Origin of the sequence: Streptomyces pallidus (ex Mingjun et al. 2026) (assembly GCF_051550185.1) — a bacterium.
Taxonomy (GTDB): domain Bacteria; phylum Actinomycetota; class Actinomycetes; order Streptomycetales; family Streptomycetaceae; genus Streptomyces.
The window spans coordinates 4,664,326-4,678,131 of the sequence record NZ_CP196181.1 but is presented as its reverse complement, the minus strand read 5'-3'; the positions used below and the strand labels follow the sequence as shown (position 1 = coordinate 4,678,131).

The following is a 13,806-nucleotide window of genomic DNA, read 5'->3' as shown; positions in this document are numbered from 1 at the left end:
CTGGCTCACGCGGAGGCCCCGGCGTCGCCCTCGCGCATCGGGACGCGCACGCCCTTGGCGTCGGCCACCGACTCGGCGATGTCGTAGCCGGCGTCGACGTGCCGGATGACGCCCATGCCGGGGTCGTTGGTGAGGACGCGGCGGACCTTCTCGCCCGCGAGCGCGGTGCCGTCGGCGACGGTGACCTGGCCGGCGTGGATGGAGCGGCCCATGCCGACGCCGCCGCCGTGGTGGATGGAGACCCAGGAGGCACCCGAGGCCACGTTGACCATGGCGTTGAGCAGCGGCCAGTCGGCGATGGCGTCCGAGCCGTCGAGCATGGCCTCGGTCTCGCGGTACGGGGAGGCGACGGAGCCGCAGTCGAGGTGGTCGCGGCCGATGGCCAGCGGGGCGGCCAGCTCGCCGGAGGCGACCATGTCGTTGAAGCGCTCACCGGCCTTGTCGCGCTCGCCGTAGCCGAGCCAGCAGATGCGGGCGGGCAGGCCCTGGAAGTGGACGCGCTCGCCGGCCATCTTGATCCAGCGGTGCAGGGACTCGTTCTCCGGGAAGAGCTCCAGGATCGCCTTGTCGGTCTTGGCGATGTCCGAGGCCTCGCCGGACAGGGCGGCCCAGCGGAACGGGCCCTTGCCCTCGCAGAACAGCGGGCGGATGTAGGCCGGGACAAAGCCGGGGAAGGCGAACGCGCGGTCGTAGCCGGCCAGCTGGGCCTCGCCGCGGATGGAGTTGCCGTAGTCGAAGACCTCGGCGCCGGCGTCCATGAAGCCGACCATGGCCTCGACGTGCTTGGCCATGGACTCGCGGGAGCGGGTGGTGAAGCCGGCCGGGTCCTTGGCGGCGGCGTCGGCCATGTCCTCGAAGGCGACACCGACCGGCAGGTACGACAGCGGGTCGTGGGCCGAGGTCTGGTCCGTGACGATGTCGATCGGGGCGCCCTCGGCGAGCATCTGCGGGAGCAGCTCGGCGGCGTTGCCGAGGAGGCCGATGGACAGCGGCTTGCGCTGGTCGCGGGCCTCGGTGGCGAGCTGGAGGGCGTGGGCCAGGTTGTCGGCCTTGACGTCGAGGTAGCGGTGCTCGATGCGGCGCTCGATGGCGCGCGGGTCGCAGTCGATGCAGATCGCCACGCCGTCGTTCATGGTGACGGCGAGCGGCTGGGCGCCGCCCATGCCGCCGAGGCCGGCGGTGAGGGTGATGGTGCCGGCGAGGGTGCCGCCGAACTTCTTCGCGGCGACGGCGGCGAAGGTCTCGTACGTGCCCTGGAGGATGCCCTGGGTGCCGATGTAGATCCACGAACCGGCGGTCATCTGGCCGTACATGGTCAGGCCGAGGTGCTCCAGGCGGCGGAACTCCTCCCAGTTGGCCCAGTCGCCGACCAGGTTGGAGTTGGCGAGCAGGACGCGGGGGGCCCACTCGTGGGTCTGCATGACGCCGACCGGGCGGCCGGACTGGACGAGCATGGTCTCGTCCTGCTTGAGGGTGCGCAGGGTGCGGACCATGGCGTCGAAGGAGCGCCAGTCGCGGGCGGCCTTGCCGGTGCCGCCGTAGACGACGAGCTTGTCGGGGTGCTCGGCGACCTCGGGGTCGAGGTTGTTCTGCAGCATCCGGAGGGCGGCTTCCTGCTGCCATCCCAGGGCGGTGAGCTCGGTGCCGCGCGCGGCTCGTACCGGTCGGGGTCCTGACATGGCGTTGCCTCCTGACGAAGTGGCGTTCTGTAGGTAATTCCATTCACATCCTCCCCGTCTGAATAGATCCAGTCAACAGCTGCGGTCCGGCGCGCCGGATGATGGGATGGCTGACATGGCTGCCGACATGCACGAGCAGGGCGCCGCAGAGCGCCGTGACCTGGCCGTACGGGCCGCCGTCGAGCAAGGGCTCGTCGGCGGGTCGGACACCGCCCCGCCGCTGGTCTGCCTGCTGGACACCGCCGGGATCCGGGCGTCCGCCGCCGCCCTCACGGACGCCTTCGCCACCGCGCTGCCGCCCGGCACCCCCGTCCTGCACGCCTTCGCCGTCAAGGCCGCGCCGCTGGTGCCGGTGCTGCGGCTGCTCGCCGACGCGGGCCTCGGCTGCGAGGTGGCGAGCCCCGGCGAGCTGGCCCTGGCCAGGGCCGCGGGCGTGCCGGCGGAGCGGACGGTGCTGGACTCCCCCGCCAAGACCACGGCCGAGCTGCGCGCGGCCCTCGACCTCGGGATCACCGTCAACGCCGACAACCGGCAGGAGCTGGAGCGGCTCGACGCGCTGGTCGCGGCACGGCCGGACGGCGCCGTGCCCCCGATCGGCGTACGGGTCAACACCCAGACGGGGGCGGGCGCCATCGACGCGCTGTCCACGGCCACCGCCACCTCGAAGTTCGGGATCGCACTGCGCGACCCGGGCGCCCGGCAACGGCTCGTCCGGGCCTTCCTGGACCGCCCGTGGCTGACCCGGCTGCACGCGCACTCGGGCTCGCAGGGGGTGCCGCTGCCCCTGATCGCGCAGGGGGTGCGGGAGCTGCACGCACTGGCCGAGGAGATCAACGCGGCGGCCGGGCGCCGCCAGGTCGACACCCTCGACATCGGCGGCGGCCTACCGGTGAACTTCACCTCGGACGAGCACACCCCGACGTACGCGCAGTACGTGGCCGCCCTGCGCGCGGCGGCCCCGGGACTCTTCGACGGCTCGTACGGCCTGGTCACGGAGTTCGGCCGGTCCCTGCTGGCCAAGCACGGGCTGGTCGTCACCCGGGTGGAGTACACGAAGGCGACCGGCGGCCGGACGATCGCCCTCACGCACGCGGGCGTGCAGTTGGCCACCCGTACCGTGTACGCGCCGCAGGCGTGGCCGGTGCGGATCCTGCCGTACGACGCGAAGGGCGCCCCGAAGACGGGCCCGCCCGTCGCCCAGGACGTCGCCGGGCCGGCCTGCTTCGCCGGCGACCTGCTGGCCACGGCCCGGGAGTTGCCCGAACTGGCCCCGGGGGACCTGGTCGCGGTGCCGGACACCGGCGCGTACTTCTTCACGGCCCACTACGGGTACAACAGCCTGCCGCGGCCGGCGGTGCACGGCTTCACGGTGCGGCCGTCGGGGGAGGTCCGCTTCGCCGCGGCCCGCCCGGCGCAGAGCCCGGCGGACATCGTCGCCGAGGCCGGCGGCTCCCACCCCGACGCCCTCCTCTGACCCCGCCCCGGCCGCCGGGCCGCAACCGGGTGCAGTGCCCAGGCGCACGGGGAACCGCGCGCTCAGCCGCGGTCGACCGGCACCCGCGAACCGGCCGAGACCCCCCAGGGGCGCGGGGAACCGCGCGAGCGGCCGCCACCGGCCCGCACCCCTGGACCGGGCCGGGGCGGGGCCTACTCGACGAACAGGCCCCGGGCGGCGGCCTTGGCGTCGAACTCCTCCAGCCGGGCCTGCGCGTCGGGCAGGGCATCGGCCATCGCCTCCAGCAGCACCCGCCCCAACAGCATGGGCGCGCACGCCGTGTCGAAGGCCAGCCCGGTGCCGACCGGCGCCGGGATCAGCAGGTCCGAGTACCGCGCGACCGGCGCGAAGGCCGAGTCGGCGACCGTCACCACCGTCAGCCCCGCCCCCCGGGCGTGCTCCAGCGCCTCGGCCACCTCCCGCGGGTGCCGGGGCAGCGCGAAGCACAGCAGGGCCGATGCGCCGGCCCCGGCGGCCGCGTCGATCCGGTCGGCCAGCATCGTGCCGCCCTCGTCGAGGAGCCGTACGTCCGGGTGCACCTTGGCCGCGAAGTACGCGAACCCGCGCGCCTGCGAGGACGCCGCCCGCAGTCCCAGCACGGGCAGCGGGGACGACCCGGCGAGCAACCGGCCCGCCTCCTCCACCGGCGAGGGGTCGGCGAGCATGGCCGACAGCTGCCGGAGGTTCTCGATCTCGCCCTGGACGGCCTGCTGGTACTCGTTGTAGGCGTCCTGGGGCGGCTCCTCGGCCCGCTCCACCGGCGGGGCCACCTCCCGCAGGTGTCGGCGCAGCGCCGGGTACCCGTCGAAGCCCAGCGCCACCGCGAACCGGGTCACCGACGGCTGGCTCACCCCGGCCAGGTCGGCGAGCTCCACGCTCGACAGGAAGGGCACCTCGGTCGCCCCCCGGACCATGCAGTGCGCGATGCGCCGCTGGGTCGGCGTCAGCCGGTGCCCCTCGAACAGCTTCTGCAGCCGCGCCGCCGGGCTGTCGCTCATCCCGACCCCTCCGTCCCCGTACTTATTCAGCCACCGAGCACTCTGCATGCGCTTATGCAGAACGGCAAGCGGCCGCCCGCTTCCCGAGACGCGGCGACCGGCATGCGGCGACGGGCGCACGGCGAAGGGCTCCCCCGTACGGTACGCACGCGGGAGCCCTTTCGGTGGCGGGTTCCGGAAGGGGCCGGCTCTAGGCGAGGAGCTTCTGCTTCGCCTGCTGGAACTCGGCCTCGGTGATCGCGCCCCGCTCCTTCAGGTCGGCCAGTGCGGCCAGCTCGGACGCGCTTCCGCCCGCGCCGGACGTCGCGGCGGCGTCGCGGACGTACTCCTTGAAGGCCGCGTCCGCCTGCCTGGCGCTCTCCACGTCGCGCTCGGCCATCCCCTTTCCACGGGCGATGAGGTACACGAGGATGCCGATGAACGGCAGGATCACCACGAAGATCGTCCAGCCGGCCTTGCCCCAGCCTCCCATGTCCTGGCTCCGGAAGATGTCGGTGATGATCTTGAAGAGCAGGAAGAACCACAGCACCCACAGGAAGATCAGGAGCATGGTCCAGAAGAGGTTGAGGAGCGGGTAATCGTCCATCTGAGCCTCCCGGAGGCTTGGTCGCCCCCCGATCATTCACCGTTCAGGTATAGCCCGAACTCCCGGGCGCCGCACCCGCAGCGCGGCCTTGCGGGGGACGGGGCCCGATTGCGGGTCCGAGACGGCTGTGCCAGCTTGAGTGGGCGGGGGACTCGGGGAACTCGGGGGCCGAAACGGGGGGACGTTCCCAAAGATCCCGAAGAGGGGCGACCCATGAAGCGACGCTTTCTGAGGACGGCTGCCGTCACCACGGCGGCACTGGTCATGACCGGCGGCGGCACCACCGCCGCGCTCGCCGCCGACCCGACCCCCGACCCGAGCAAGGCGGCGGCAGAACTGTGCACCAACCTCAACCAACTCAGCTCCGACACTGCGGCGTTGCAGGCCATGAAGCCGGCCACCACGACCAAGGACCAGCTCAAGGCCGCGACCCAGAAGGTCCAGGACGACTGGAAGAAGGTCGCGCAGTCCACGGCCACCTGGACCCAGGCGAAGAAGGACGCGGTGAAGACGGCCGCCGAAAACCTCAAGAAGGCGTACGACAACATGCCCGGCAGCACCACCGCCAGCCAGGCCGCCACCAACCTCGCGCCGCAGGTACAGGCGTTGAACACGGCCGTCCGGGACGCCAGGAGCGAACTCAAGTGCCCCTGACCTGACCGCGCTCGGCCGGAGGGACCGGCCGGAGGGTCTGAGCGCGGGGACCGCCACACCCTCGCAGGCGCGAGGGGCGGGACGACGGCGGTCCCCGCGGGGGACACGGGCCGGGTCAGGGCCGTCCGCGTCCATGGCGTTCACGTGGTCCGGGAGCCGCTCCGGAGGTCCGCCAACGCCGTTCCGTGGCGCCGGCCGGGGCCCTCGCCCCTGCCGACGACCACCACTGTGCCCGAGGCGTGTTAAGCCGGTGCTGCCGCCACGTGACGTGCCCGTACCGTTTGCCCGACGCGCCGGCACCGGCCCGGCGGCACCGCCCCGCCACCACGGCAGCACGGCGGACGCCCGCGGCCTACGGAAAACGAAACGCCGGTCCGGCCGGGAGATCGCCCTCCGGGCCGGACCGGCGCTCCGCCGCGGACGGACGGGCCGGGCCTACTTGGCGTTCTTGGCGAGGAAGGCCAGCAGGTCCTGGCGGCTCACCACACCGGTCGGCTTGCCCTCGACCAGCACGATCGCCGCGTCGGCCTCGCCCAGCGCGGCCATCAGGTCGGAGACCGGCTCGCCGGAGCCGACCTGCGGCAGCGGCGCGCTCATGTGCTTCTCCAGCGGGTCGGACAGCGCCGCCTGCTGCGCGAACAGCGCCGCCAGCAGCTCCTTCTCCACGACCGAGCCGACGACCTCGGCGGCCATCACGTCGGGGTGACCGGCGCCGGGCTTGACGACCGGCATCTGCGAGACGCCGTACTCGCGCAGCACCTCGATGGCCTCGCCGACGGTCTCCTCCGGGTGCATGTGCACCAGCGAGGGCATGTCGCCCTCCTTGTCGGCGAGGACGTCGCCGATGCGGGCGGCGGGGCCCGCCTCCTCCAGGAAGCCGTGGCCGGCCATCCACTCGTCCGAGAAGATCTTGCTCATGTAGCCGCGGCCGCTGTCCGGGAGGAGGACGACGACCACGTCGTCCGGGCCGAGGCCCTCGGCGGCGCGCAGCGCGGCGACGACCGCCATGCCGCAGGAGCCGCCGACGAGGAGGCCCTCCTCCTTCGCCAGCCGGCGGGTCATCTGGAAGGAGTCCTTGTCGGACACCGCGATGATCTCGTCGGCCACGTTCTGGTCGTAGGCGGTCGGCCAGAAGTCCTCGCCGACGCCCTCGACGAGGTACGGGCGACCCGAGCCGCCCGAGTAGACGGAGCCCTCGGGGTCGGCGCCGATGACCTTGACCTTGCCGCCGGACACCTCCTTCAGGTAGTTGCCGGTACCCGAAATCGTGCCGCCCGTGCCCACGCCGGCCACGAAGTGCGTGATCTTCCCCTCAGTCTGTTCCCACAGTTCGGGACCGGTGGTCTCGTAATGCGAACGGGGGTTGTTCGGGTTGCTGTACTGGTCCGGCTTCCAGGCGCCCGGCGTCTCACGGACGAGGCGGTCGGACACGTTGTAGTACGAGTCGGGGTGCTCCGGGTCGACCGCGGTCGGGCAGACCACGACCTCGGCGCCGTACGCCCGCAGCACGTTGATCTTGTCCAGGGAAACCTTGTCGGGGCACACGAAAATGCACTTGTAGCCCTTCTGCTGGGCCACGATGGCGAGTCCTACACCCGTGTTGCCGCTGGTCGGCTCCACGATGGTGCCACCGGGCTTGAGGGCACCGCTCTCCTCGGCGGCCTCGATCATCCGGAGGGCGATCCGGTCCTTCACGGAGCCGCCGGGGTTGAAGTACTCGACCTTGGCAAGGACGGTGGCCTGCAGGCCTTCGGTCACACGGTTGAGCTTCACCAGCGGGGTGTTGCCGACGAGGCTGATCATCGAGTCGTGGAATTGCACCATGTTCTCCAGTGACGACACTCCACGGGTTCTCCGGGAGACATGGCCAGAGTATGCGGAAAGGGATTGGCCGACAGGGAGTACGGGGCAGGAAGGTCAACAAGACCAGGAGGTGGCTTGCAGGGTGTCCAGGGCAAGGACGGCCCGCCGGATCGCGGCGGGAGCGGCGTACGGCGGAGGCGGGCTCGGACTGGTCGGGGTCGCCGCCGTCGGACTGGTGCTGGCGGAGGTCCAGTTCGCCAAGCGCACGGTCGGGACCGGGCTGGGCGACCCCCCGCGCGCCGACGGGCTGTACGGGAGCGAGTTCGGCGGGCCCGCCGACGGCCCGGGGTGCCCGGGGCCGGGTCCGCTGCGGCTGGCCATGCTGGGCGACTCCACGGCCGCCGGGCTCGGGGTGCACCGGGCCCGGCAGACACCGGCCGCGTTGCTGGCCTCGGGTCTGGCGGCGGTGGCCGAGCGTCCCGTCGAACTGCGGAACGTGGCCCTGTCCGGGGCCATGTCGGACGACCTCGACCGGCAGGTCGGACTGCTGCTGGGCGGAGACGGCCCCGGGGACGCGCCCGCCCCGGACGTCTGCGTGATCATGATCGGCGCGAACGACGTGACCCGGCGGATGCCGCCGACGCAGTCCGTCCGACACCTCACCTCGGCGGTACGGAGGCTGCGGCTGGCCGGCTGCGAGGTGGTGGTCGGCACCTGCCCCGACCTCGGCACGATCGAGCCGGTGTACCAGCCGCTGCGGTGGCTGGCCCGGCGGGTCTCGCGGCAGCTGGCCGCCGCCCAGACCATAGGGGTGGTCGCGCTGGGCGCCCGTACGCTCTCGATGGGCGACCTGCTGGGCCCGGAGTTCGCCGCGAACCCGCGCGAGATGTTCGGCCCGGACTCCTACCACCCCTCGGCGGAGGGGTACGCCACGGCGGCCATGGCCATCCTGCCGACAGTGTGCGCGGCGCTGTCGCTGTGGCCGGAGTCCGACCGGCTGGACATCACCCGGAACGAGGACATGCTGCCGGTGGCCAAGGCCGCGTCGGCCGCCGCCGGGCAGGCGGGTACCGAGGTGACCGCCGCCCGTGGTCCGTGGGCCCTGCTGAAGCACCGCCGCCGCCGGCGGGTCCCGGCCGAGTCCCCCACCCCGACCCAGGCCTGACCCCGGCCCCCGCACCGCCCCGGCCCGTGGCTGCGCCGGCGCCGCCGACCGTACGGGCACGGCCCGGGCCGCGGGCACCGCGCCCGGGTGCGGGCCGGCGGTGCCCGCTCGCGCAGTTCCCCGCGCCCCTTACCCCACAGCCCCGGCCTTGCAGGCACAGCCACCGTCCAGTGGCTCGCGGAACCGCGCCGGCAACCCCCACGGCCCGCCCCCAGGGGCGCGGGGAACTGCGCGAGCAACCACCCACGGCCCGCACGCGAGAAGCGCGCCCCAGCCCCACCAGGGGCGCGGGGAACTGCGCGGACGGCCCGTCTGGGGGCTTCCAGGGGCACGCGGGCACCGCGGCCGGTCAGAGGCGGGGCGTCGGCCCGCCGGGGCAGGGGCATGCTGGGGGCGGGGCCCGCCCCCGGCCCCCGCCCCGCAGGGCCCCACCCCACCCGCGGAGCGACCGGCATCACACCTGCCACCCGATGACCTCGACCGTACGGGCCGGTAACTTCGCATCCGGTCCGCAATGAGCCGCAACTCACCCTTGGAGCCCCGATGCCCGAAGCAGTCATCGTTTCCGCCACCCGGTCCCCGATCGGGCGCGCCTTCAAGGGGTCCCTCAAGGACGTCCGCCCGGACGACCTGACCGCGACCGTCATCCAGGCCGCCCTTGCCAAGATCCCCGAGCTGGACCCGCGGGAGATCGACGACCTGATGCTCGGCTGCGGCCTCCCCGGCGGCGAGCAGGGCCACAACCTGGCCCGCATCGTGGCCGTGCAGATGGGCATGGACTACCTGCCGGGCACGACCATCACCCGCTACTGCTCCTCCTCGCTGCAGACCTCCCGCATGGCCCTGCACGCCATCAAGGCGGGCGAGGGCGACGTGTTCGTCTCCGCGGGTGTGGAGACCGTCTCCCGCTCGGTCAAGGGCACCTCGGACGGCCTGCCCGAGACGCACAACCCGCTGTTCGCCGACGCCGAGGCCCGCACGGCCGAGGTCGCCCAGTCCGAGGGCTCCACCTGGCACGACCCGCGCGAGGACGGCCTGGTCCCGGACGCGTACATCGCGATGGGTCAGACCGCGGAGAACCTGGCCCGCCTCAAGGGCGTGACCCGCCGGGACATGGACGAGTTCGCCGTGCGCTCGCAGAACCTGGCCGAGGAAGCGATCAAGAAGGGCTTCTGGGAGCGGGAGATCACCCCGATCACCACCCCGGACGGCACCGTGGTCAGCAAGGACGACGGTCCGCGCGCCGGGGTCACCCTGGAGGGCGTGGAGGGCCTGAAGCCGGTCTTCCGCCCGGACGGTCTGGTGACGGCCGGCAACTGCTGCCCGCTGAACGACGGCGCCGCGGCCCTGGTCATCATGAGCGACACCAAGGCGCGGGAGCTGGGTCTGACCCCGCTGGCCCGGATCGTCTCCACCGGTGTGACCGCGCTCTCCCCCGAGATCATGGGCCTGGGCCCGGTCGAGGCGTCGAAGCAGGCCCTGGAGCGGGCCGGCCTGACGGTGGGCGACATCGACCTGTTCGAGATCAACGAGGCCTTCGCGGCCCAGGTCATCCCGTCGTACCGGGACCTGGAGATCCCGCTGGAGAAGCTGAACGTCAACGGTGGCGCCATCGCCGTCGGCCACCCCTTCGGCATGACCGGTGCCCGCATCACCGGCACTCTGATCAACAGCCTCCAGTTCCACGACAAGCAGTTCGGCCTCGAGACGATGTGCGTGGGCGGCGGCCAGGGCATGGCCATGGTCATCGAGCGGCTGAGCTGAGCCGTAGCGGAGGGTAGGGGTCGCCCGAGGAACGAGGGCGGCACCTGCCCGCAGCGCAGGCGAAGCTCAGCGCGACCGAGAAGACGAGCGGCTGAGCTGAGCCGTAGCGGAGGGTAGGGGTCGCCCGAGGAACGAGGGCGGCACCTGCCCGCAGCGCAGGCGAAGCTCAAGTGCCGCAAGGGATCCGCTTGATCTCTTGCGGCCTGCTGACGCCGGTTCCAATCCCCTCGCGGCCGACCCGTGACCGAAATTCCCCCAGGATGTGACCTTCGTCCTGGGGGTTTGGCATTTCCCCAGGTCAGGGTAGTGAGCTGTACGTCTGGTGTGACGAAAGCCCTGTCCATTTCGTGACGTAATGCACTGCACGCCATTCCCATGTCAGGACACTCTGATGTAGGAAGTCGGGGGATCGAGTCACATCAGGAGTTAGTCAGTGAGCGCCATGTCTCTTGCCCTGCTGCTGACCACGGCCGTCGCTGCGGCCGTGGGCGCTGCTGCGCTGCACGCTGTCCACGGCCTGCGCAAGCAGGTCACGGCCCTGCGCGGTGAGCTGGCCGTTCCGGCCCAGTCGCGCGGTGCGAGCGTCCCGCACGCCCGCAGCGCCGTGCAGTCCCCCGCCGCCGAGATACGGGCCGCCGTGGCCGAGGCCCTGGCCGAGGAGCGTGAGCGCGAGCTCGCCGAGGCGCGGGCCTTCTGGGCCGCGCAGGAGGCCCGTGACGCCGCCGACGCGCCCTCGCTGCTGGGCGGGCTGCCTGGGCTCGGGGACGACGCCCCGGCCGTGTTCCTGCCCCGCCAGGCGGACCTGGTGGGGCTGGAGCCCGTACTCGGCGAGGAGGTGGCGGACGAGTACCCCGAGGACTCCCCCGAGCTGGCCGCCGCCCGCCGGCGCCACCCCTCGCACCCGGACTTCGTCCCGGCGCAGCCGCCGGCCGCCGGTGTCGACCACGAGCGGACGGTGAGCCGCCTGGAGGAGCTCGCGGAGGCCCGTACGGCCCTCGCGGACGTCCGTCCGGGCCCGCTCGGCACGCTCGACGTGTACGTGTTCACCGACGGGACCACGCTGTGCATGACCCCGGGCCACCGGGAGACGGCGGAGCGCCTCGCCGAGGCGCTCCGCTCCGGCACGGCGCCGGTCCTGCTGGGCGGCTCGGGCATCTCGGGTGCCTACGCGCTGACCTTCTCCTGCGGCGGTGACGCGCAGGATCCGGACAACAACGTCTACATCCTCGCGGACCGCGTCATCGCGTCGCTCTGACGTCCGCCTGCTCCACCAGCCGCACGGCCTCGTCCAGGATCTCGGACGGGGCCGTCGCCGTTCCCCGTGCCTCCGCGGCGTCAGCGGCGGCGGCACGCAGTGCCTCCGCGAGGTCGAGTCCGGCGACCGCGACCTGGTCCCCGACGACGAAGATCCCCGCGTCCGGGATCTCCCGCGCCGCAGCCGCCCGGTGGGGCTCCTCCAGCCGCTGGGCCCGTACGGAGAGCTCCCGGGCCAGTTGGAGGGCCTCGGCGGCGGCTCCTTGCTGGAGGCGGCTCTGGGGCATGGCGCGCAGCCGGTCGGCGAAGCGTTCCACGGCGGCGGTCAGGGGCGAGGTATCGAGCACCCGGCCGACCTTACGCGCCGCCCCGGCGCCATTGCCAACGGGCGAACTCTCCGGCACGGTGACGTGAAGAGAACAGCACGGCACACCTTCCGGAGGCGCCCATGTCCGTAGAGTTCTCCGAGCAGACCCACCGCAACATGATCGACAGAATTCCCCGGAGCACCGGCCGCGACCTCGCCGAATGGCTGCGGACCGTCGAAGACGGCCCCTCCCTCATCCGGTTCGAGGAGAAGGTCAGCTGGCTGCGCGGCGCGCACGAGCTGTCGTACGGCCAGGCGAAGGCGATCATCCACGAGTACGACCTGCGCAGGGCGGCCCGCAGGTTCGGCTGAGCCCGTTCCGCTACCGGCCCCTGATCCCCCGTCGGGTCTTCGCCCCCCGCCGTTCCCCCTCCCTCCACGACGCGGGAAGGCCCCGCGAGCGGTGCTCGCGGGGCCTTCCCCTCGTCGTGCCACGGCGTGCGCGCCGTGCCGTGCGGGCCCGCGGGGCCCCGGTCCGGTCAGTCGTCGCCGGAGAGGATCTGGAACAGGCGCAGCAGCTCCAGGTAGATCCAGACCAGCGTCATGGTGAGGCCGAAGGCGGCCATCCAGGCCTCGTCACGCGGGGCGCCGTAGGTCACGCCGTCCTCGACCTGCTTGAAGTCCAGGGCGAGGAAGCAGGCGCCGAGGACGACGCCGAGGAGACCGAAGGCGATGCCGAGGCCGCCGCTGCGGAAGCCGAGGCCGTCGCCGCCCGCGAAGAGCGAGAACAGCAGGTTGGTGACCATGAGCAGCATGAAGCCCATGGCGGCGGCCATCACGAAGCCGTAGAAGCGGCGGGTGACGCGGATCCAGCGCATCTTGTACGCGAACAGCACGGCGGCGAAGACGCACATCGTGCCGAGCACGGCCTGGATGACCACGCCGGCGCCGATGTAGGTGCTGGTGGCCGCGCTGATGACGCCGAGGAAGACGCCCTCGAAGGCCGCGTAGCCGATGATGATCGCCGGGGAGGCCTTGGCCTTGAAGGTCTGGACGAGCGCCAGGACCATCGCGACGAGCGCGGCGCCGACGGCGATGCCGTAGGACTTGCCGAGGTTCATCGGGTCGACGGGCAGGGCGAGCCAGGCCAGGGTCGCGGTGAGGACGACCGTGCCGAGCGTCATGGCCGTACGGCTCACGACGTCGTCCATGGTCATCGCGTTGGCGCGCGCCGGGGCCGGGGGCATCCCGGTGGTCGGGTCGGTGGCGTAAGGATTCGTCGCGTACGGGTTGGCCCCGGCCTGCTGGTGCTGCGCCTCGAAGCCGGCGTAGGCACCGTTGTCGCGGCTGAACCCCCGTCGCGAGAAGACCGGGTTACTGCTCCTCATCTCACTCCTCCATGGCCACCGTGCGCGGCCTTGCGTCAAGAGTAATGCGTTAGCAAAAGAATGGCCCTACTGCTGGAGGAGGATCTTAGGAGAAGGCGCGGACAACCGCAGGGGGTAATTGCGGGGGCGCACCGGTGGCGCCGGACCCGCCCGCCGGAGGCGCGGACGGACCGCTGGAGCGCCTTGAGGATGATGGGCGGCGCGCCGACGAGGCCGTTCGGCAGGGGCGGGCGGGGGCGTGCAGCGGGGCGGTGGGGCGCGGGCCGACCCGGCGGGGGCGCCGGGGTGCGCGCCGGCCGCGCGGGCGCGCGCCCGGCGGGACCGGGGCACGGAGCCGGAGCCCGGAGCCGGGCACGAAAAAGGCCGAACTCCCGGTGTACACCGGCAGATCGGCCGTGATGCGTGGTGCCCGGAGCCGGACTTGAACCGGCACGACCTCAAGGCCAGCGAGGTTTAAGCTCGCCGTGTCTGCATTCCACCATCCGGGCAGGGTGATGCGGGTCCGCGCGAAGAACTGGACGCTGTACCGAGCCTATCGGGAACGCCCTGGTCGGGAACGGGCTCTTGAGTCGATGTTGTCTGATTTTATTGGCGCTTGATAGCGCGTCAGGAGCGAGAAGGCGCGGTCGGCCCGTTTCCGGGGGCGATCACCTCCAAAACGGGAATGACGGGATTTCGATGGCCCGTCCGGGCCCTTGCGCCACCCCGGGCCA

12 protein-coding genes and 1 tRNA gene are annotated in these 13,806 nt (G+C 72.5%); 6 read left to right on the top strand and 7 right to left on the bottom strand.

Features of this window, described 5'->3' with window-relative positions; all coding sequences use genetic code 11:
- Nucleotides 1-5 precede the first annotated feature (5 nt).
- The gene (gene hutU, locus ACSHWO_RS20680; protein ID WP_361102428.1) at nucleotides 6-1,679 is read right to left on the bottom strand and encodes a urocanate hydratase; all 1,674 of its coding nucleotides are present in this window, start codon (nucleotides 1,677-1,679) and stop codon (nucleotides 6-8) included.
- 115 nt (nucleotides 1,680-1,794) lie between these two features.
- On the opposite strand from hutU, the gene ACSHWO_RS20675 reads away from it, so the two are divergent.
- A complete protein-coding gene (locus ACSHWO_RS20675) occupies nucleotides 1,795-3,153 on the top strand; it encodes a diaminopimelate decarboxylase (protein WP_438319190.1) in 1,359 nt (452 codons plus the stop codon).
- Nucleotides 3,154-3,326: 173 nt separating this feature from the next.
- Here the strand turns inward: ACSHWO_RS20675 and ACSHWO_RS20670 are convergent, their stop codons facing one another.
- On the bottom strand, nucleotides 3,327-4,172 hold the full coding sequence (locus ACSHWO_RS20670) for a MurR/RpiR family transcriptional regulator (RefSeq protein WP_385844672.1): 846 nt from the start codon (nucleotides 4,170-4,172) through the stop codon (nucleotides 3,327-3,329).
- Nucleotides 4,173-4,362: 190 nt separating this feature from the next.
- Nucleotides 4,363-4,758, bottom strand: coding sequence for an SHOCT domain-containing protein (locus ACSHWO_RS20665; protein WP_385844674.1), 396 nt, complete (start codon nucleotides 4,756-4,758; stop codon nucleotides 4,363-4,365).
- 213 nt (nucleotides 4,759-4,971) lie between these two features.
- On the opposite strand from ACSHWO_RS20665, the gene ACSHWO_RS20660 reads away from it, so the two are divergent.
- A complete protein-coding gene (locus ACSHWO_RS20660) occupies nucleotides 4,972-5,412 on the top strand; it encodes a hypothetical protein (RefSeq protein WP_361099024.1) in 441 nt (146 codons plus the stop codon).
- A gap of 435 nt (nucleotides 5,413-5,847) precedes the next feature.
- On the opposite strand, the gene ACSHWO_RS20655 is transcribed toward ACSHWO_RS20660, so the two are convergent.
- A complete protein-coding gene (locus tag ACSHWO_RS20655; RefSeq protein ID WP_361099042.1) occupies nucleotides 5,848-7,233 on the bottom strand; it encodes a cystathionine beta-synthase in 1,386 nt (461 codons plus the stop codon).
- Nucleotides 7,234-7,357: 124 nt separating this feature from the next.
- On the opposite strand from ACSHWO_RS20655, the gene ACSHWO_RS20650 reads away from it, so the two are divergent.
- From ACSHWO_RS20650 to ACSHWO_RS20640, 3 genes are all read left to right on the top strand, one after another.
- Nucleotides 7,358-8,380, top strand: coding sequence for an SGNH/GDSL hydrolase family protein (locus ACSHWO_RS20650; protein WP_438313650.1), 1,023 nt, complete (start codon nucleotides 7,358-7,360; stop codon nucleotides 8,378-8,380).
- Between the two features lie 543 nt (nucleotides 8,381-8,923).
- On the top strand, nucleotides 8,924-10,144 hold the full coding sequence (locus ACSHWO_RS20645; protein ID WP_438313648.1) for an acetyl-CoA C-acetyltransferase: 1,221 nt from the start codon (nucleotides 8,924-8,926) through the stop codon (nucleotides 10,142-10,144).
- A 442-nt stretch (nucleotides 10,145-10,586) separates the two neighbouring features.
- Nucleotides 10,587-11,399, top strand: a complete 813-nt coding sequence (locus tag ACSHWO_RS20640) for a hypothetical protein (protein ID WP_361099039.1) — start codon at nucleotides 10,587-10,589, stop codon at nucleotides 11,397-11,399.
- Here ACSHWO_RS20640 and ACSHWO_RS20635 read toward each other — a convergent pair.
- Nucleotides 11,383-11,745, bottom strand: coding sequence for a hypothetical protein (locus ACSHWO_RS20635; protein WP_438313646.1), 363 nt, complete (start codon nucleotides 11,743-11,745; stop codon nucleotides 11,383-11,385). The two genes, ACSHWO_RS20640 and ACSHWO_RS20635, sit on opposite strands and share 17 nt — an antisense overlap.
- A 101-nt stretch (nucleotides 11,746-11,846) precedes the next feature.
- On the opposite strand from ACSHWO_RS20635, the gene ACSHWO_RS20630 reads away from it, so the two are divergent.
- A complete protein-coding gene (locus ACSHWO_RS20630; protein ID WP_385844686.1) occupies nucleotides 11,847-12,077 on the top strand; it encodes a DUF4287 domain-containing protein in 231 nt (76 codons plus the stop codon).
- 167 nt (nucleotides 12,078-12,244) lie between these two features.
- On the opposite strand, the gene ACSHWO_RS20625 is transcribed toward ACSHWO_RS20630, so the two are convergent.
- Nucleotides 12,245-13,093 carry a Bax inhibitor-1/YccA family protein gene (locus tag ACSHWO_RS20625; RefSeq protein ID WP_385844691.1) on the bottom strand — a complete coding sequence of 283 codons (849 nt, stop codon included), beginning with the start codon at nucleotides 13,091-13,093 and terminating at the stop codon, nucleotides 12,245-12,247.
- A gap of 403 nt (nucleotides 13,094-13,496) precedes the next feature.
- Nucleotides 13,497-13,581, bottom strand: a tRNA-Leu gene (locus tag ACSHWO_RS20620).
- Nucleotides 13,582-13,806 lie beyond the last annotated feature (225 nt).

Excerpts from the sequence above, each read along its gene's own strand:
- hutU (WP_361102428.1), bottom strand. The coding sequence starts at position 1,679 with ATGTCAGGACCCCGACCGGTACGAGCCGCGCGCGGCACCGAGCTCACC.
- ACSHWO_RS20675 (WP_438319190.1), top strand. The coding sequence starts at position 1,795 with ATGGCTGCCGACATGCACGAGCAGGGCGCCGCAGAGCGCCGTGACCTG.
- ACSHWO_RS20670 (WP_385844672.1), bottom strand. The coding sequence starts at position 4,172 with ATGAGCGACAGCCCGGCGGCGCGGCTGCAGAAGCTGTTCGAGGGGCAC.
- ACSHWO_RS20665 (WP_385844674.1), bottom strand. The coding sequence starts at position 4,758 with ATGGACGATTACCCGCTCCTCAACCTCTTCTGGACCATGCTCCTGATC.
- ACSHWO_RS20660 (WP_361099024.1), top strand. The coding sequence starts at position 4,972 with ATGAAGCGACGCTTTCTGAGGACGGCTGCCGTCACCACGGCGGCACTG.
- ACSHWO_RS20645 (WP_438313648.1), top strand. The coding sequence starts at position 8,924 with ATGCCCGAAGCAGTCATCGTTTCCGCCACCCGGTCCCCGATCGGGCGC.
- ACSHWO_RS20640 (WP_361099039.1), top strand. The coding sequence starts at position 10,587 with ATGTCTCTTGCCCTGCTGCTGACCACGGCCGTCGCTGCGGCCGTGGGC.
- ACSHWO_RS20630 (WP_385844686.1), top strand. The coding sequence starts at position 11,847 with ATGTCCGTAGAGTTCTCCGAGCAGACCCACCGCAACATGATCGACAGA.
- ACSHWO_RS20625 (WP_385844691.1), bottom strand. The coding sequence starts at position 13,093 with ATGAGGAGCAGTAACCCGGTCTTCTCGCGACGGGGGTTCAGCCGCGAC.